The sequence below is a fragment of the Rhizobium sp. ERR 1071 genome, from assembly GCF_007828675.1.
Taxonomy (GTDB): domain Bacteria; phylum Pseudomonadota; class Alphaproteobacteria; order Rhizobiales; family Rhizobiaceae; genus Rhizobium; species Rhizobium dioscoreae.
Genome location: NZ_VITM01000002.1, coordinates 381,341 through 399,494 on the forward strand (window position 1 = coordinate 381,341; position 18,154 = coordinate 399,494).

The following is an 18,154-nucleotide window of genomic DNA, read 5'->3' on the forward strand; positions in this document are numbered from 1 at the left end:
ATGCTGGAACTGAGACCCAATTGCGAATGCTGTGACAAGAATTTACCGCCGGAAAGCAAGGAGGCGATGATCTGCACGTTCGAGTGCACCTTCTGCGTCGATTGCGTCGATACCGTATTGGGTGGCGCCTGTCCGAATTGCGGCGGCGATTTCGCGCCGCGTCCTATCCGCCCGGCGGCGTTGCTCGCCAAATATCCCGCTTCGACCAAGCGTGTTCTGAAAGCTGAGGGATGCGCGCCCGTCCGGGCCGCATGAGGAGAGAACCATGATCCCAGGTGAAATCATTGCCGCAAGCGGCGACATCGAACTCAATGCCGGGGCGCCGACCGTGACGCTTGAGGTTTCGAATACAGGCGATCGGCCGGTGCAGGTCGGGAGCCATTATCATTTTGCCGAGACCAATGCCGGGCTTTCTTTCGATCGCGACAAGGCAAGGGGCATGCGGCTCGACATTCCCGCCGGAACAGCCGTGCGCTTCGAGCCGGGGCAGACACGCTCGGTAACGCTGATCCCGCTGTCGGGCAAGCGCGAGGTCTACGGCTTCCGTCAGCAGGTCATGGGCAAGCTGTAGAGTCTCTGGGGAAGCGCAATGTCGATGAAATTGCTTGCATCCGCTGCCGCTCTTGTCGCCGTTCTGGTTTGCGGCCCGGTCTTTGCGCAGAAAACCGCGAAGAAATCTGGGGCCGATTGCGCCAATGCACAGACGCAGACGGACATGAATATCTGTGCTGTGCTCGAATTCGGTGAGGCCGACAAGGCGTTGAATGCGCAATACAAGAAGACGCGCGCCGCGATGGTCGCCATCGACGCGGATCTCGACAACAACATGAAGGGCGCGGAAAAGGCGCTTATCAATGCGCAGCGAGCCTGGGTGGATTATCGCGACGCCGAATGCGAGGCCCAAGGGTTCCAGGCGCGTGGCGGCTCCATGGAGCCCATGCTCGTCTCCGGCTGCAAGGCGGACCTGACGAAGAAGCGGACCAAGGAATTGAAGGACCTCGCCGATGGACCGGAGGGCAACCAGTGAGTTCCAGGCGTAGCGTAATGATTGTCGGTAATGGTGAGGTTGCGGCAGGTGCCGCAGCCGTCATCGATGCCGCCGATCTTGTGATCCGTTTCAACGATTGCCGCTCGATGGGGGCCGGCGGCAGCCGGACCGACGTCGTTGCGGTGTGCAATACCGGCCGGCCAGCGCGCGCCATGCTCGGCTCGGCCGAATGGCGCAAGAGCCCTGCCGTTGCTTCCGCATCCGAGATCTGGAGCGTGCGCGATCCGGTCAAATTCGCGGCGCTGCGTGCGCCGCTGGCGATCTCGCACCCGGAACTCGACGATTTCTGCGACGACTATACCGACCAGTTCACCGCCTTCTGTCAGGCAACCGGCAAGCGGCATGTCGTGATCGGTCAATCCATTCACGAAGGCGTCGATGCGGCACTCGCAGAGCATGATCCCGGCTCCTACGTTGTGCCGAGCAGCGGCATGATCGTGATTGCCGATGTGATGGCGCGTTATTCCGACGACGATATCGCCATTACCGGTTTCAGCCACACGGGCTGGGAGGAACATCCCTTCGCCGCCGAGAAACGGCTGGTGGACGCCTACATATCCCTCGGCCGCCTGAGGCGACTTGCCGACACGAACCTCCTCTCTGCCTCCCAAGGAGATTGATTGATGCCCTACAGGATTTCCCGCGCCGCCTATGCCAACATGTTCGGACCGACCGTCGGCGACAAGGTGCGTCTGGCCGACACCGAATTGTTCATCGAAGTGGAGAAGGATTTCACCACCTATGGCGAGGAGGTGAAGTTCGGCGGCGGCAAGGTCATTCGCGACGGCATGGGGCAAAGCCAGGTGACGCGAGCAAATGGCGCGGTCGATACCGTCATCACCAATGCGCTGATCCTCGACCATTGGGGGATCGTCAAGGCAGATATCGGTTTGAAGGACGGCCGCATTGTCGCGATCGGCAAGGCCGGCAATCCGGACATGCAGCCTGGTGTCAACATCATCGTCGGACCGGGCACGGAAGCAATCGCCGGCGAGGGCAAGATCGTCACTGCCGGCGGTATGGACAGCCATATCCATTTCATCTGCCCGCAGCAGATCGAGGAAGCGCTGATGTCGGGTATCACCACCATGCTTGGCGGCGGCACCGGGCCGGCCCATGGAACGCTGGCAACAACTTGCACGCCCGGTCCCTGGCATCTGGCGCGCATGATCGAATCCTTCGACGCTTTTCCGATGAATATCGGCCTTTCGGGCAAAGGCAATGCGTCTTTGCCCGCTGCCTTGGAAGAGATGGTGCTCGGCGGTGCCTGCTCACTCAAGCTGCATGAGGACTGGGGCACGACGCCGGCGGCTATCGACTGCTGCCTCAGCGTTGCCGACGAATACGATGTGCAGGTGATGATCCACACGGATACGTTGAATGAAAGCGGCTTCGTGGAAGATACGATCGGTGCCATCAAGGGTCGCACCATTCACGCCTTCCACACGGAAGGCGCGGGCGGTGGCCATGCGCCCGATATCATCAAGATCTGCGGCCAGTCGAACGTCATTCCGTCTTCGACCAATCCGACGCGGCCCTATACGGTTAATACGATCGCAGAGCATCTGGACATGCTGATGGTCTGCCATCACCTATCGCCGTCGATTCCTGAGGACATTGCCTTTGCCGAAAGCCGTATCCGTAAGGAGACGATCGCCGCGGAGGATATTCTCCACGATATCGGCGCCTTCTCGATCATTTCATCCGACAGCCAGGCCATGGGCCGCGTCGGCGAAGTGGCGATCCGCACCTGGCAGACCGCCGACAAGATGAAGCGCCAGCGCGGCCGCCTGGCGCAGGAGACCGGAGACAACGACAATTTCCGTGCGAAGCGCTACATCGCCAAATATACGATCAATCCGGCGATCGCGCATGGCGTCAGCCACGAGGTCGGTTCGATCGAGGTCGGAAAGCGTGCCGATCTGGTACTCTGGAATCCAGCCTTCTTCGGCGTGAAGCCGGAGATGGTATTGATCGGCGGCTCCATCGCGGCTGCTCCCATGGGCGATCCGAATGCCTCGATCCCGACGCCGCAGCCGATGCATTATCGGCCGATGTTCGGCGCTTATGGCAAGAACCGGACGAATTCCTCTGTGACCTTCGTTTCGCAGGCGGCGTTCGATGCCGGGCTTGCCGGCAAGCTCGGCGTTGCCAAGGCGCTGCTGCCCGTCAAGAACACGCGCGGCGGCATTTCCAAGGCATCGATGATCCACAACAGCCTGACGCCGCATATCGAGGTGGACCCGGAAACCTATGAAGTGCGGGCCGATGGCGAGCTTCTGACCTGCGAGCCGGCAACCGTGCTGCCGATGGCGCAGCGCTATTTCCTTTTCTGAGGATATTTCGGACGCAGATTATCGGCAGATATGAAAACCCCGGTTTTCCGGGGTTTTCATATGCTGCGCACTGGGCGCAGCAATATCAATGACATGGCATGGTGGCTTGCCATTGCGCATTTCTGCCGGCAAACCGGATTTGGTGGATGTACCTTCCCGTCTGTTCACAACTTGGGAAATGCGCCGCATTTTAATCATTCCATTAAAGACCTGGAAGCGTCTTCACCCCTATCTCACATGATTGAAATAGTGGGCTGAGGAAGGTGAATCGCATGAAGCAATGGATTTCGCTGCAGGCCGAACTCGGTAATTTTCAGCAGCGACGTGCGATTTTTATTTTCGCGCTTAAGATGAGTTTCGTCGCCGTCATCATGTCGCTTGCCATCATCCTGGTGCTGCTTTTTGTGATGCAATGGCTTGATCTTCTGCCATTGCCGATCTTCGAGGCGATGCGTTTTGGTGTCTTGCTGGCATGGATCATCGGGGGCACCGTGTCCGGCGCGCTTGCGGTGCTGGCAGGCTTTTCCATCCACAGGCTCGCGGTCTCCCGTGCTGAGTTCGAGCGGTTGAGCCGCACCGATATGCTGTCCGGCCTGCTCAACCGCCGTGCTTTTACCGAGGCGTTGAGTATGGCCGGAGACGGCGCTTCTCTGGCGATTTTCGATCTGGATCGGTTCAAGGCGATCAACGATCGTTTCGGGCATGCATCCGGTGATGCCGTGATCGTTGCAGTGTCGCGGCTATTTTCCGATGCCTTCACCGGAGAAGACGTGATTGCACGGCTTGGCGGTGAGGAATTCGGCGTCATCATTCATGGCGGCGATACGGCCGAGCGTATCGCGCGCGTTGAGGAGATCAAGGAGCAGATCGCCGAACATTCGATCGCCATTGAAGGCGGGTCGGTGAAGATCACCATTTCCGCCGGGATTGCCGATATCGGCGCGGATCGCAAGACGGAGACCGTCTACGCCGCCGCCGACAAGGCGCTTTATCTTGCCAAGACACTCGGCCGCAACCGTGTCATGCACGAGCGCGAGCGTCTGTCGCAGGTCTGGCATCGCTGCGCCACGGAGCAGGAACAGGAGGCAACGACGGATGTCAGGGAACTGCAGCGCTATGTGCAGCGGATGTGAGGCTTCCATGCGCCATTGATGCTTGCGCGGGAGGCGACTATTTTGCATGGTCTGATAAAGTATTAAACTGGAACAGTCATGCTACGCGTCACTTCCTATCTGCCGGCCGGCACTCCTTCCTCCAATCCGATCGATCGTGTCGTCCTGCCGCATGATCTCAGGCATCTGCGCCGCAAACTGCTGCATCTCGAAAATGGCGAGATGGTCATGCTCGATCTTAAGGAGCCGGTTCTGTTTGCCAGCGGCGATCTGCTGGTGCGCGAGGATGGCGAGCTGATCGAGATCGTTGCAGCTGATGAAAAACTTTTCGAGATCCGCCCGCGCGATCGCAGGCATCTGATCGAGCTTGCCTGGCATCTCGGCAACCGCCATCTTCCCGCGCAGATCGAGGAGGAGCGTATCCTGATCTTGCGTGACCATGTGATCCGGTCCATGCTTGAGGGGCTGGGGGCTGTCGTGACCGAAGTCAGCGAGCCTTTCCAGCCCGCGCGAGGCGCCTACCACGCCCATGGAGGCCATTCGCACGGCCACGACCATCATCATGGTCACGGGCATGACCACGGACACGATCATCACAACCATTCGCATGATTGAACCGTGATGACCAACGCGGTGGTTTCGGACGATGGCGACCTGCAGGCGCTGCTGCGGCTGATGGCGTGGCTATCCCCGGCGTTTCCTGTGGGATCGTTTGCCTATTCCGGCGGTTTGGAGCGTGCGGTGCATGACGGCCTGGTGCGCGACAGCACCGGCCTCAGCAATTGGATTTCTGCAATCATTGAGCATGGTTCCGCGTGGAATGATGCAGTGCTGCTTGTGGAGGCGCACGGGGCGGGCACAGATGTGCAGCGGCTTGCGACCGTTGCGGAACTTGCCGAGGCGCTGGCTGGCTCGAAGGAGCGGCATAACGAGACCATGCTGCTTGGAGATGCCTTTCTCTCGGCCGCTGCCGCCTGGCCACATGCGATCTTTTCCATGCTCCCGGCAAGGACGGCCTATCCGGTTGCGGTTGGCGCCGTCGCAGGTGCGCATGGCATTGCCGCCGAGAAGGCGGCTGCCGCCTTCCTGCATGCGCTGGCCTCGCAGATGGTATCCGCCGGCATCCGGCTTGGCGTCGGCGGCCAGAAAGATGGTGTCGCCGTTCTGGCGCGGCTGGAAGGTCTGTTTGCAGATGTCGCGCGCCGCGCTGCTCAATCCAGCCTAGACGATCTTGGCGCTGCGACCGTACAGGCCGATATTGCGAGCCTGCGGCATGAGACCCAGGGCACGAGGCTCTTCAGGTCATGATGGGCGTTACAAAGAAGATATTGAAATTGAGGCATCGCCTACGTCATTCGCCTCTGTGCGGCCGCCCGACGCTTAGCTATGCTATCACTTTATCGGAGTTGCGAGCATGAAATCGAGACATGGACCCTTGCGCGTTGGGATCGGTGGCCCGGTCGGTTCCGGCAAGACGGCGCTGACGGAGAAGCTGTGCAAGGCGATGCGCGAGGACTATTCCGTCGCCGTCGTCACCAATGACATCTACACGACCGAGGATGCGGAAGCGCTGGTGCGGATGCAGGCATTGCCATCTGACCGTATCGTCGGCGTCGAAACCGGCGGCTGCCCGCACACGGCCATCCGTGAAGATGCGACGATCAATCTGCAGGCCATTGCCGGCCTGAACGAGCGGCTTCCTGACCTCGATGTCGTTTTCATCGAATCCGGCGGCGACAATCTGGCGGCAACCTTTTCGCCCGATCTCGCCGATATCACCATCTACGTGATCTCGGTATGCCAGGGCGAGGAAATCCCGCGCAAGGGCGGCCCCGGCATTACCAAATCCGACCTTCTCGTCATTAACAAGAAGGATCTGGCGCCTTTCGTCGAGGTCGATCTCGAGGTGATGGATCGCGATGCCACCCGCATGCGCCAGGCACGCCCCTTCGTCTTTTCCGACATGAAGCGCGGCGAGGGCGTCAGCAGGATCGTCGACTTTCTAAAGGAACAGGGCGGCCTTTGAGCCGCCCTGTCATCATCCAGACATCTGCTGAGGCTGTTCTATTCTGCCGCGAAGGGCGGCAGCTTTAGCACATTGGTGCCCACCGACCTGTTTCTTCCATCCTTGTTTTCGATGGCCTCCAGGCGCTCTTCCAGATTGGTGAGCGACTGGCGGTTTTCGTTGACGGCGACGGCCAGACCTTCTTTAGTCACGACCTCGTCGTCCGCATCTTTCTTGCCGACAAGCCTGCCGAAGAGGTAGCCGAGCAGGCGCGACAGGTCGTCCATGATCAGGAAGAAGGACGGCACGACCACAAGGCTGAGTACCGTCGAGACAATGATGCCGCCGATCACGGCTATCGCCATCGGTGCGCGGAAGGAGCCGCCTTCGCCGACGCCGAGAGCGGACGGTAGCATGCCGGCCGACATGGCAATCGAGGTCATGATGATCGGGCGGGCACGCTTCCGGCCGGCTTCGACGACCGCTTCCAGCCGCGGCATGCCCTGATGCATCATCTCGATCGCGAAATCGACCAGCAGGATGGCGTTCTTCGTCACGATACCCATCAGCATCAGAATGCCGATCATGACGGGCATGGACAGCGCATTGCCGGTCATGATCAAGGCCAGCGCCACGCCGCCGATCGCCAACGGCAGCGACAGCAGAATGGTGAAGGGCTGGATCACATCCTTGAACAGCAGGATCAGCACAGTCAAAACGAGCATGAGGCCGAGAAGCATGGCATTGCCGAAGCTCTGCTGCATTTCCTTCTGGACCTTGGTATCGCCGCTTTCTGCCAGATGCACGGTTGCCGGGATCTTGGCGTTGTTGACGATATTGAGGAAGTGTTCCGATGCCGTATCCAGCGCCACGCCTTGCGGCAGGTCGGCCCCGATCGCGACGACGCGGAAACGGTTGTTGCGCTTGATGGAGGAGAGGCCCTCCGAATAGTCGATGTCGGCCACGCTCGATAGCGGCACGGTGGTGCCGGTGGATGCCTGTCCGGTGGTGCCCATCGATGTCTTGATGCGCAACGCACGGATCGCGGCCAGATCTCGGCGCATGCCGAGTGAGGCCTGAACGCGGATTGGGATCTGGCGATCATCGAGCGAGATCTTCGCAAGTGAAGCGTCGATATCGCCGATGGTCGCCACGCGAATCGTATCCGAAATCATCTGCGGCGTGATGCCAAGGCGTGCCGCCTCGTCCTTGCGCGGGAAGATCTGCAACTCGGGCCGCGGCAGGGCGCCGTCGGCGCTGACATTGGCAAGCGCCGGATCGGCGCGCAGCTTGGCTTCCAGAATACCGACAGCCTGATTGAGGTCCTTTTCGTTGCGCGAGAGGAAGTTATAGGTCAGGTCGCGGTCGCCGCGATCGTTCAGCTTGGTGATGCGGACGTCGGGTATCGAGCGCAGCTTGGCAAAGACTTCCTTTTCGATCTCCCATTGCGGGCGCACGCGGCCATGGACGGTAACCTTCGGCAGGTGGGGGCCGATGACAGGCAGCGAGCCGAGAACGTCGTTCACGACCTTCTTTGTCAGCGACTGATCGAGCTTGCCGAGTGTCAGCGTCACCGTGGCGCGGCGCAGTTCCAGATCGCCCTTCGGCGAGGCGCCGCCGAGTACGAAGACGCTTTCAACGCCATCGATACCCTTCACGCGCCGATAGATCTCGTTGGTTGCCTGTTCCGTATCATCGAGCCGGGCGTTCGGCGGCAGTTCCGCCGACAGAACGATGCGCGAGGAGTCTTCCGGCGGGATGAAGCTGCCGGGGACGAACATGATGAGAGCGAAGACCGAAGCGATCGAGAAAGCGAAAGCGGCAAGCAGCGTCGGATAACGCGTGTACCACTTCTTCGTCGTCAGCCGCACCAGCCAGCTATAGCCCCGCATGAAGCGGCCGTCATTGTCGTGATGGTCATCGACGCCGTCTTCGGCGCGCATCAGATAGGCGGCCATCATCGGCGTGATCAGACGCGCCACCAGCAGCGAGAAGAACACCGAGAAGGCGACCGTCAGGCCGAACTGGATGAAGTACTGCCCCGGAATACCCGGCATGAAGGAGACGGGCACGAAGACCGCGATGATGGTGAAGGTCGTCGCAATGACGGCCAGACCGATTTCGTCTGCAGCGTCGATGGCGGCGCGATAGGGCGTCTTGCCCATCTTGATGTGGCGCGCGATGTTCTCGATTTCGACGATGGCATCATCGACGAGAATACCGGTCGCCAGCGTCAGCGCCAGGAAGCTGACGAGGTTCAGCGAGAAGCCGATCTGGTTCATGATCCAGAATGTCGGGATCGCGGAGAGCGGCAAGGCAACCGCCGATATCAGCGTCGCGCGCCAGTTCCGCAGGAACAGGAAGACGACGATGACGGCCAGTATGGCGCCTTCGATCAGCGTATGCATCGCGGATTCGTAGTTGCCATAGGTGTAGTAGACGGAGTCGTCGATCATCTCGATCGAGACGTTCGGGTTCTCCGCGCGCACCTTGTCGAGCGTGTCGGCAACCGTCTTGGCGACGGTCACCTCGCTGGCGCCCTTGGCGCGGAATACGCCGAAGGTGACGACAGGGGCACTGTTGAACCGCGAAAAGGACTTCGGCTCCTGATAGGTGTCCTTGATGGCGCCGAGATCGGAGAGTTTTACGAAGCGCCCGTTGGTGAGCGCGATCGTCGTATCGGCGAGCTGGGCGACATTGCGGGCGTCGCCGAGCACGCGGATCGCCTGCTCGCTGCCGGCAACCTGGCCGCGGCCGGAACCAAGATCGATATTGGTGCTGCGGAGCTGCTGGCTCACCGAAAGCGCTGTTATGCCATAGGCGTTCAGCTTGTTGGGATCGAGCTCGATGCGCACTTCTCGATCGGCGCCGCCATAGCGGTCCACTCGGCCGATGCCCGCCTTGCCCTGCAGCGCGCGCTTGACCGTATCGTCCACGTACCAGGACAGCTCTTCGAGCGTCATGTTCGGCGAGGACACGGCGAAGCTCTGGATCGCTTGGCCGACGACATCGACCTTGGAGACGATCGGCTCATCGATGGTCGATGGCAGGTTGCCGCGGATGCGGTCGATGGCGTCCTTGGTGTCCTGAACGGCCTGCTCTGTCGGCACCTCCAATCGGAAGACGACGACGGTCTGCGATTGGCCGTCGGTGATCGTCGATTGTATCTCGTCGATGCCGTTGATGCTGGCAACGGCGTCTTCGATCTCCTTCGTCACCTGCATTTCGAGCTCGGCCGGCGAGGCGCCGCTTTGCGTCACGGTGACATTGACAATAGGGACGTCAATGTTCGGGAAGCGGGTGATGGGCAGATTGAAGAAGGCATGCGCGCCCACGACCATCAGCAGGAAGAAGCCGAGGAGCGGGGCGACCGGATTTCGGATGGACCAGGCGGAGAAGTTCATCTTGTCGTTCTCGCTCAGTTGGAGGCTTGCGACGTATCGCGAACCGGCGTGATGTGGTCGCCGTCGCGAACATAGGCACCGGCCTTGGCGACGACATCATCACCGGCTTTCAGGCCCTTGACGATCTCGACATAGCCTGAATCCTGGATGCCGGTTTCGACGCTCACGAACTTGACCACGCCGTTTTCGACCTTGCGGGCGGAAGAACCGTTTTCCTCGCTGTTGACTGCCGTCAGCGGCAGCGCAACGCCATCTTCCTGGCGAATGATGATCTCGGCGCTACCATACATGCCGGCGCGGGCCTTCTCGCCTTCGTCGATCGTGATATGCACCGCGCCGAGGCGGGTGACGGGATCGACGATTGGAGCAACGAGACGGACCGTTCCGGCAAGCTTTTCGCGACGGCCTGAAAGCGCGATCAAGGCCTTCTGTCCGCTCGTGATCTTGGTGATATCGCTCTCGGACACATCGACCACCAATTCGAGCTGGCTGTCGCGGATGATGGTGAAAAGCGGATCGCCATTGCCGTTGGCGATGGCGCCGACGCGGGCATTGCGCGACGCGACGGTGCCGGCGACGGGGGTCCTAATGCCTGTTCTGGCAAGCTTGAGATCGGTATCGGCGATCTGGCTGTCGGTAACTTTCAGATCGGCCTCTGCAACGGCGATCGCCTGCTCGGCGGAAACGACGCGCGCCTTGTTGGCGGCGGCGGCGGCATTCGCCTGTTCCACCGAGGAGGTCGACATCGTGCCCTTGGCGCCCATCGTGACGGCGCGAACACGCTGCAATTCTGCCTCTTCGGCATTGGCGCGGGCTTCGGTGAGCTGGGCGTGCAATTGCGCAAGGCTTGCTTCGCCTTTGGCCCGCGTCGCCTGCATCTGGCTCTTCTGCAGAATAAGAGCATCATCGTTCAGCGTGGCAAGCGTGCTGTTCGCGCTGACCTTGTCGCCGACATCTGCGTTGAGAGAGCGGATGGAGAGGCCATCCACCTGCGGCTGGATGTAAACCTCCTCGACAGCCTTCACCGTGCCGGTCGCGACCACCTTGTCGGTCAGGTGGCGCATCGTGGCTGTGGTGATGACGATTGCGGGCAGGTTCTGTTTCGGCGTGGTAACCGGGGGCTCTTCCGCCAGGGCGGCAGACACGCCCAGCAGGGAAAGCAGGATTGCGGTCGTGCTCAGAAGTCTAAACGGCGTAAGGGCCATGCGTCCGGTTCCAGTTCGGCGTTTGATAAAATGGGATTTCGCTGATTTCCGTCGCGAACACGGGGATGCGATGCATGCGGGCCGGCTTCTCCGGCGGATCAATATCCGTCTGTCATGCCTTGCAGTTCCCTCATCCTAAAATCGCAGTGTAGATGGGATCGGTTTTCAATTCTCGCAAGATCACGAGAAAATGATTTCGCGGGCATTTCTATCGTCTACAACCTTGCGAAGCAATCACGGCATTGTGATGTCAGCATTCGAATAGTTGATGGCTGAGGGCTTTTCAGCCAGACGGAGCGACAAAGCCAGCATTTTGTTGCTACTGTTACAAAATGAAAAAAACGCGCGGGGCGGTAACCTCGCGCGTTTTAGCCTCTGTGAGTGCTCCGAGCTTATTTCAGAGCAGCGTCCGTGATCTCATGCGTATAGGCGCCATCCGGCTTCTTGTTGATGATTTTCTGATCGAGCAAGGCTTCGACCGTGCGGTTATAGGTCTTCATGTCGAGCTTGCCGTTGCCGATCAGCTTGGCGACTTCGCCCGCCATGCGCTTCTGGTGGTTTTCATCCTGGCCACCATTGTCCATGACGATCTCGGCGGCTTCATCCGGATGCTCGACGGCATATTTCCAGCCCTTCATCGAAGCGCGGACGAATTTCACCATATCGGCCTTGAACTTCGCGTCCTTCAGCTTGTCTTCTTTGACGTAGAGGCCGTCTTCCAGAAGGTCGTTGCCGAGCTTCGTATAGTTGAAGACGGTCAGGTCTTCGGCCTTGAAGCCGGCATCGATCGCCTGCCAATATTCGTTATAGGTCATGACGGAGATGCAGTCGGCCTGCTTCTGGACGAGGGGCTGCACGTCGAAGCTCTGCTTCAGAACGTTGACGCCATCCTTGCCGCCGTCGGTCTTGAGGCCGAGCTTATGCATCCAGGCGAAGAAGGGATATTCGTTGCCGTAGAACCAGACGCCGAGGGTGTGTCCCTTGAAATCCTTCTCCGTCTTGACCGGTCCATCCTTAGGGCAGATCAGCTCCAGACCGGATTTTTCGAAGGGCTGGGCGATATTGATGAGTGGCACGCCCTTTTCGCGGGCAACCAGTGCGCCGCCCATCCAGTCGACGATCACATCGGCACCGCCGCCGGCGATTACCTGCTCCGGAGCGATATCAGGCCCGCCCGCCTTGATATCGACATCGAGGCCTTCTTCCTTGTAGAAGCCCTTGTCCTTGGCGACGAAGTAGCCGCCGAACTGAGCCTGGGCCACCCATTTCAGCTGCAAGGTCAACTTATCCGCCGCCATCGCGCCCTGGGTGGCGGCAAGCGTCATGGCACTTGCCATCAATGCAAACATTATTTTTTTCATGTCTTCACCCTTTCCCTCTGAAGTTATGCCTTGATCCCTTGGAGGGGATCCTGGATTACGTCTGCCCACCACGGATAGACGGATGCCAGAACGTCACCATTCGTTCGATGATGGCGACGATACCGTAGAAGACCGAGCCGGCAATCGCGGCAACCGCGATCTCAGCCCAGACCATATCGAGGTTCAACCGGCCATTTTCGGTTGAGATGCGGAAACCCATGCCCGACATGGGCGTGCCGAAGAACTCCGCCACGATGGCACCAATCATCGCCAGGGTCGAGTTGATCTTCAGCGCATTGAAAATAAAGGGGGCGGCGGCGGGCAGGCGCAGCTTGAAGAGCGTCTGCCAGTAGCTCGATGCGTAGGTGCGCATCAGGTCGCGTTCCATATTGCCGGCGGCGGCAAGGCCTGTCACCGTGTTCACCAGCATTGGGAAGAAGGTCATGATGACGACGACGGCGGCTTTCGACTGCCAATCGAAACCGAACCACATGACCATGATCGGTGCGACGCCGATGATCGGCAGGGCCGAGACGAAATTGCCGATCGGCAGCAGGCCGCGCCGCAGGAAGGCAAAGCGGTCCGCAAGAATGGCGACGATGAAGCCGCTGGCGCAGCCGATGATATAGCCGATCAGGACGGCGGTGAGGATCGTCTGGCGGACATCGATCCACAATGTCGGAATCGAATTGGCGATCCTGGCACCGATGGCGCTCGGCGGCGGCAGAAGGACCAGGGAGACGCCTGCGCCGCGAGTGACGGCTTCCCAGATGATCAGTATCCATATGCCAAAGATCGCCGGGATCAGCAGCCGCAGCGTATAGTTGCCGGCGGTCGAGTGCGAACGCATCGACGACAGGACGGAAACGCAGCGCCAGGCCAGCAGCCATGAAGCGGCAATCAGAATGAAGAAGGATAGCTGTGCCTTGCCTTCATTGCCGGAAATTCCCGCAAGCAGCAGCCATGCCGCCGCATGCGCGCCGAAGAAGAGGACCGCCGCGCTCAAGTCTGCAGATAGGCGCATGAAGGAAAGGGCGGCCGCCGCAGCAATCAGAATGAAGATGACGAAGGTCGTTCCGCTGCTGACGGGTGCAGCGGCATCCGCTGCGAGCAACGGCAATGCGGGGATTGCTGCAAGACACAAAAGAAGTGCAAGAATGCCCTGCCAGGAGAAAAGAAAGGATCTCATGCCGTTCTGCCTCCCATCGAACGGTCGACGATGCGCGCCGCGATGCTGACGATGCCGACGAGAACGGCAGCGAGGACGGAACCGGCGACCAAGGCCGCCCATATATCGATCGTCTGGCTGTAATAGGAGCCTGCCAGCAGCTTCGCGCCGATGCCGGCGACCGCGCCCGTCGGCAGCTCGCCGACGATCGTTCCGACCAGGCTTGCGGCGATCGCGACCTTCATGGAGGTGAAGAGGAAGGGGACTGAAGCCGGCACGCGCAGTTTCCAGAAGGTCTGCCAGCTGCTGGCATTGTAGGTGCGCATCAGATCGAGATGCATGATTTCCGGAGAGCGCAGGCCCTTCGTCATGCCGACCGTGACCGGGAAGAACGACAGATAGGTGGAAATCAGCGCCTTCGGGATCAGCCCGTCTATGCCAAGAGCGCTGAAGACAACGATGATCGTCGGAGCGATGGCAAGGATCGGGATCGTCTGGGACGCGATGATCCACGGCATGAGGCTGCGGTCGAGCGCGACGAGATGAACGATACCAACGGCAAAGAGGACGCCGAGAATCGTGCCAAAGGCAAAGCCGACCGCTGTTGGCGCCAGCGTTATCCAGGCATTGTAGACGAGGCTGCGATTGCTTGTCGGCACCCGCAGGAAAGTGTTTTCAAAGACATTCTGCGCTACCTGGTGCGGCGCGGGCAGGGTCGGCTTCGGCTGCGACAGCGTCTTGCCGATGAATTCTACCATCGTCGGTGTTACGTTGCCGCGCCGGTCGAGATCGCGCTGGAATGGCGCATTGAGAATGACGGCGAAGACATACCAGAGCAGGACGATCGCCAGGATGATCGTCGTGACCGGCAGGAACTTGTGCTTGAAGAACTGTTCCTTTTCCATGTTCATGCCCTTCCTTGCGCGGGAAGCAGCATGAGGATCATGGCGATGATGCCAAGACCCACGCCGGCAAGTTGCTGCAGGCTCAGCCGTTCGCCAAAAACGATGAAGGCGATGACATTGACGACGACGAGCTGCGCGATGGAGGAAGCGGAGATCGCCAGGCCAAGTCCGCCCTCGCGCATCAACCGCACCATCATCAGATTGCCGACACAATAGAGCGCGAGCGACAGGATCAAGACCAACATGTTGTTGTTGGCGATATAGGCGCGCGAAGCTGTGGCACCGCCGATGAAGATCGCCATCGCGCCGACAAGCCAGAGGAGGAATTGCGGGTTCATGATATTCCTCCGATTGCGGAGCGGCGTTGTTTTCCCGGCTCCGACAGTACGGCAATTGAATGAGAATGAGGCTGCTTCGGCGCACCTCCTTTTCCCCTCGGGGAGAAGGTGCCGCCAGGCGGATGAGGGGGCTTGCCAAGAAAGCGGAAGCCGTTGGCTTTGAAGCGGTTAACCCCCTCATCCGACCCTTCGGGCCACCTTCTCCCCGAGGGGAGAAGGTAAAGACCGCACCGACCTGCTCTTATATGCGATTGCCTTGGGCTCGGTACGGTGAGGGGCCGTCGCGCAACGGAGCCGTCCATCATCCTATTCCTCATAGCTATGCCCTGCTCTCAGCCCTTCCCGGACGCGGTGGGCGATTTCCAGGAATTCCGGCGTTTCGCGAATGTCGAGCGGCCGCTCCGTCGGTAGCGTCGATTCGATGACGTCGGTGACGCGGCCCGGACGCGGTGACATGACCACGATCTTCGTCGAGAGATAGACTGCTTCCGGGATGGAGTGGGTTACGAAGCAGATGGTCTTGTTCGTCTGTTTCCAGAGTTTCAGAAGCTGTTCGTTCAAATGATCGCGGACGATTTCGTCCAGTGCGCCGAAGGGCTCGTCCATCAGCAGCAGATCGGCATCGAAAGCCAAGGCGCGGGCAATGGAGGCGCGTTGCTGCATGCCGCCGGACAGCTGCCAGGGAAACTTGTGTTCGAAGCCGTTGAGATTGACGAGTTCCAGCGTCCGGGCGATGCGCTTGGCCTGCTCTTGCTTGTCATAGCCCATGATTTCGAGCGGCAGGGCGATATTCTTCTCGATCGTCCGCCAGGGATAAAGGGCTGCGGCCTGGAAGACATAGCCATAGGCGCGATTTTTTCGGGCATCTTCCGGCGACATGCCGTTGACGCTGATATCGCCCGATGTCTTACGCTCGAGGTCGGCGATGACACGCAGGAAGGTGGTCTTGCCGCAGCCCGAAGGGCCGATGAAGGAGACGAAATCGCCCTTACGAACATCGAGATCGACATTGCTCAGCGCATGCACCGGCCCGTCATTTGTATTGTAGGTGAGACAGAGATTCCGCGCAGAGACGACGGAGGAAGCGGATGACGTCATTAACACCTACCAGTCCTGTTTTCGCCGCATGTTTGAGGCGGATTGCGTGTTATCCTGTTTGGCATTGCCGCAGTCCGGAGAGGCGCGAAGGCCTTGGGGCTGCTGAACAGAGGGGAGCAATGCCGTGAGTGTCTCATCGAAGCCCACCTGCCATATCGTGCGGCCCGGCAGTACCTATGCCGGAAAACAAGGTCTCAATTATTTCGAAGGGATTGCCGCCGAGACAGTGGGCTCGACGGGGATTTGCATGCATCTTCTGACCATCCCGCCGGGTGCCCGCGCCAAGGCGCATCTTCACGCCTCGCATGAGACGGCGATCTACGCGATTTCCGGAGAGACGCATTGCTGGTTCGGCGACCAGCTGGAAGAGCATGTCATCGTGCGCGAGGGCGAGATGTTTTATATTCCGGCCGGCGTCCCCCATCTTCCCGCGAACTTGAGCGACCGGCCGGCGACAGCGGTCATCGCCCGCACCGATCCGAACGAGCAGGAAAGCGTCGTCCTGCTGCCGGATCTGGAACGGTATGTGCTGTGCTAGAGCCGTCTCGCTTTTCTTTGAATCGCGAAAATGCTCTATCTCCTTGTTTCTACGCAATTCCGGACGGAAAACTGCTGCGCACTTTTCCTGGAATTGCTCTAGATGGCCGATGAGCCGAAGCGCCGTGCCCAAGCGTCATACCCCGCTTGCCGGGATGCCGCTGCGCTGCACCTTGCGCGGCGCGGTGATTTCTTTCCAGGTGGAAAGTGCCCGGTTGACGGCGGTGAAGGGCTCGCGCTTGACGAACTCGCCGTGGCCTTCCCTGGTCTTGACCGTGCCTTCCTCGATGGCGACGATGCCGCGCGTCAGCGTATAGCGCGGCAGGCCGGTCACTTCCTTGCCCTCGAAGACGTTGTAGTCGATCGCCGACTGCTGGGTCTTGGCGGCGATAGTTTTCGAGCGCTTCGGGTCCCATACGACGATATCGGCATCGGCGCCCACAAGGATCGCGCCCTTCTTCGGATAGACGTTGAGAATCTTGGCGATGTTGGTCGACGTGACCGCGACGAACTCGTTCATCGTCAGCCGGCCGGTGTTGACGCCGTAGGTCCAGAGCATGGGCATACGATCCTCAAGGCCGCCGGTTCCGTTCGGGATCTTGGTGAAGTCGTTGAGGCCGAAGCGTTTCTGCTCGGTCGTAAAGGCGCAGTGGTCGGTCGCGACCACCTGCAGAGAGCCGGAGGCGAGACCGGCCCAGAGGCTATCCTGATGCTGCTTGTTGCGGAAGGGGGGTGACATCACACGGCGGGCGGCATGGTCCCAATCTGCATTGGCATATTCGCTTTCGTCTAGTGTCAGGTGCTGGATCAGCGGTTCGCCATAGACGCGCATGCCCTTCTGGCGGGCGCGGCGGATGGCTTCATGCGCCTGTTCGCAGGAGGTATGGACGATATAGACGGGCGAGCCCGCCATATCGGCGATCATGATGGCGCGGTTCGTTGCCTCGCCTTCGACTTCCGCCGGGCGGGAATAGGCATGCGCTTCCGGGCCGTTATTGCCTTCGGCCAGCAGCTTTGCCTGCATCTGCGCGACCACATCGCCGTTTTCGGCGTGGACGAGCGGCAAAGCGCCAAGCTCGGCGCAGCGCTGGAAGGAAGAGAACATCTCGTCGTCATCCACCATAAGCGCGCCCTTATAGGCCATGAAATGCTTGAATGTGTTGATGCCCTTCTCGCGGACGACGGTTTCCATCTCGTTGAAGACCTGTTCGCCCCACCAGGTGATTGCCATGTGGAAGGAATAGTCGCAGGTTGCGCGGGTGGACTTGTTGTCCCACATGGTCAGCGCCTCGAGCAGCGACTGGCCGGGCGAGGGGAGCGCAAAATCCACCACCATCGTCGTGCCGCCGGCAAGGGCAGCGCGGGTACCGCTCTCGAAATCGTCGGAGGAATAAGTGCCCATGAACGGCATTTCGAGATGGGTGTGCGGATCGATGCCGCCAGGCATGACATAACAGCCGGACGCATCCAGCACTTCATTACCCGAGAGATTCGGCCCGATTTCGACGATCTTACCGCCTTCGATCTTCACATCCGCCTTATAGGTCAGATCGGCCGTGACGATGGTTCCACCCTTGATGACTGTGCTCATGGTGCATGCTCCAGATGTGTTAGGTTCCGATGCTGGGAGACGCGGC

At 60.0% G+C, this 18,154-nt stretch carries 18 protein-coding genes; 10 read left to right on the plus strand and 8 right to left on the minus strand.

Going from position 1 to position 18,154, the window contains the following annotated elements; all coding sequences use genetic code 11:
- The 9 genes from FBZ99_RS07135 (at position 1) to ureG (ending at position 6,522) form a co-directional block, all read left to right on the plus strand.
- The gene (locus FBZ99_RS07135; RefSeq protein ID WP_145632153.1) at positions 1–255 is read left to right on the plus strand and encodes a DUF1272 domain-containing protein; all 255 of its coding nucleotides are present in this window, start codon (positions 1–3) and stop codon (positions 253–255) included.
- A gap of 10 nt (positions 256–265) precedes the next feature.
- Positions 266–571 (plus strand): urease subunit beta, encoded by a 306-nt coding sequence (locus tag FBZ99_RS07140; RefSeq protein WP_112503616.1) that lies wholly within the window; start codon positions 266–268, stop codon positions 569–571.
- 18 nt (positions 572–589) lie between these two features.
- Positions 590–1,027: a lysozyme inhibitor LprI family protein gene (locus FBZ99_RS07145; protein ID WP_173002431.1), complete on the plus strand. Its 438-nt coding sequence runs from the start codon at positions 590–592 to the stop codon at positions 1,025–1,027.
- Positions 1,028–1,044: 17 nt separating this feature from the next.
- Positions 1,045–1,668 (plus strand): Urease operon accessory protein, encoded by a 624-nt coding sequence (locus tag FBZ99_RS07150; RefSeq protein WP_113389056.1) that lies wholly within the window; start codon positions 1,045–1,047, stop codon positions 1,666–1,668.
- Between the two features lie 3 nt (positions 1,669–1,671).
- Complete coding sequence (gene ureC, locus FBZ99_RS07155) at positions 1,672–3,384, plus strand: urease subunit alpha (RefSeq protein ID WP_113389055.1); 1,713 nt, start codon at positions 1,672–1,674, stop codon at positions 3,382–3,384.
- 272 nt (positions 3,385–3,656) lie between these two features.
- Complete coding sequence (locus FBZ99_RS07160; RefSeq protein ID WP_113395461.1) at positions 3,657–4,517, plus strand: GGDEF domain-containing protein; 861 nt, start codon at positions 3,657–3,659, stop codon at positions 4,515–4,517.
- A gap of 78 nt (positions 4,518–4,595) precedes the next feature.
- Complete coding sequence (gene ureE / locus FBZ99_RS07165; protein ID WP_113389054.1) at positions 4,596–5,111, plus strand: urease accessory protein UreE; 516 nt, start codon at positions 4,596–4,598, stop codon at positions 5,109–5,111.
- Between the two features lie 6 nt (positions 5,112–5,117).
- Positions 5,118–5,804: an urease accessory protein UreF gene (locus FBZ99_RS07170; protein WP_145632155.1), complete on the plus strand. Its 687-nt coding sequence runs from the start codon at positions 5,118–5,120 to the stop codon at positions 5,802–5,804.
- Between the two features lie 106 nt (positions 5,805–5,910).
- Entirely contained in the window at positions 5,911–6,522 is a 612-nt protein-coding gene (gene ureG / locus FBZ99_RS07175) for an urease accessory protein UreG (RefSeq protein WP_095435593.1), read from the plus strand.
- Between the two features lie 38 nt (positions 6,523–6,560).
- Here the strand turns inward: ureG and FBZ99_RS07180 are convergent, their stop codons facing one another.
- The 7 genes from FBZ99_RS07180 to FBZ99_RS07210 all read right to left on the minus strand — a co-directional run bounded on the left by FBZ99_RS07180 (position 6,561) and on the right by FBZ99_RS07210 (position 15,980).
- The gene (locus FBZ99_RS07180) at positions 6,561–9,905 is read right to left on the minus strand and encodes an efflux RND transporter permease subunit (RefSeq protein ID WP_145316313.1); all 3,345 of its coding nucleotides are present in this window, start codon (positions 9,903–9,905) and stop codon (positions 6,561–6,563) included.
- A gap of 14 nt (positions 9,906–9,919) precedes the next feature.
- Positions 9,920–11,110, minus strand: a complete 1,191-nt coding sequence (locus FBZ99_RS07185) for an efflux RND transporter periplasmic adaptor subunit (RefSeq protein WP_145632157.1) — start codon at positions 11,108–11,110, stop codon at positions 9,920–9,922.
- A gap of 392 nt (positions 11,111–11,502) precedes the next feature.
- The gene (locus FBZ99_RS07190) at positions 11,503–12,471 is read right to left on the minus strand and encodes an ABC transporter substrate-binding protein (RefSeq protein ID WP_145632158.1); all 969 of its coding nucleotides are present in this window, start codon (positions 12,469–12,471) and stop codon (positions 11,503–11,505) included.
- A 55-nt stretch (positions 12,472–12,526) separates the two neighbouring features.
- A complete protein-coding gene (locus tag FBZ99_RS07195; protein WP_113389051.1) occupies positions 12,527–13,660 on the minus strand; it encodes an ABC transporter permease in 1,134 nt (377 codons plus the stop codon).
- Complete coding sequence (locus FBZ99_RS07200; RefSeq protein WP_113330235.1) at positions 13,657–14,544, minus strand: ABC transporter permease; 888 nt, start codon at positions 14,542–14,544, stop codon at positions 13,657–13,659. The genes FBZ99_RS07195 and FBZ99_RS07200 overlap by 4 nt, the downstream gene beginning before the upstream one ends.
- A gap of 2 nt (positions 14,545–14,546) precedes the next feature.
- Complete coding sequence (locus tag FBZ99_RS07205; RefSeq protein ID WP_113330234.1) at positions 14,547–14,882, minus strand: hypothetical protein; 336 nt, start codon at positions 14,880–14,882, stop codon at positions 14,547–14,549.
- A gap of 306 nt (positions 14,883–15,188) precedes the next feature.
- A complete protein-coding gene (locus FBZ99_RS07210) occupies positions 15,189–15,980 on the minus strand; it encodes an ABC transporter ATP-binding protein (protein ID WP_113389050.1) in 792 nt (263 codons plus the stop codon).
- Positions 15,981–16,104: 124 nt separating this feature from the next.
- Between FBZ99_RS07210 and FBZ99_RS07215 the strand changes: the two genes are divergently transcribed.
- Positions 16,105–16,518, plus strand: coding sequence for a cupin domain-containing protein (locus FBZ99_RS07215; RefSeq protein ID WP_145632160.1), 414 nt, complete (start codon positions 16,105–16,107; stop codon positions 16,516–16,518).
- 135 nt (positions 16,519–16,653) lie between these two features.
- Here the strand turns inward: FBZ99_RS07215 and hydA are convergent, their stop codons facing one another.
- Complete coding sequence (hydA, locus tag FBZ99_RS07220) at positions 16,654–18,108, minus strand: dihydropyrimidinase (protein ID WP_145632162.1); 1,455 nt, start codon at positions 18,106–18,108, stop codon at positions 16,654–16,656.
- Between the last annotated feature and the right edge of the window lie 46 nt (positions 18,109–18,154).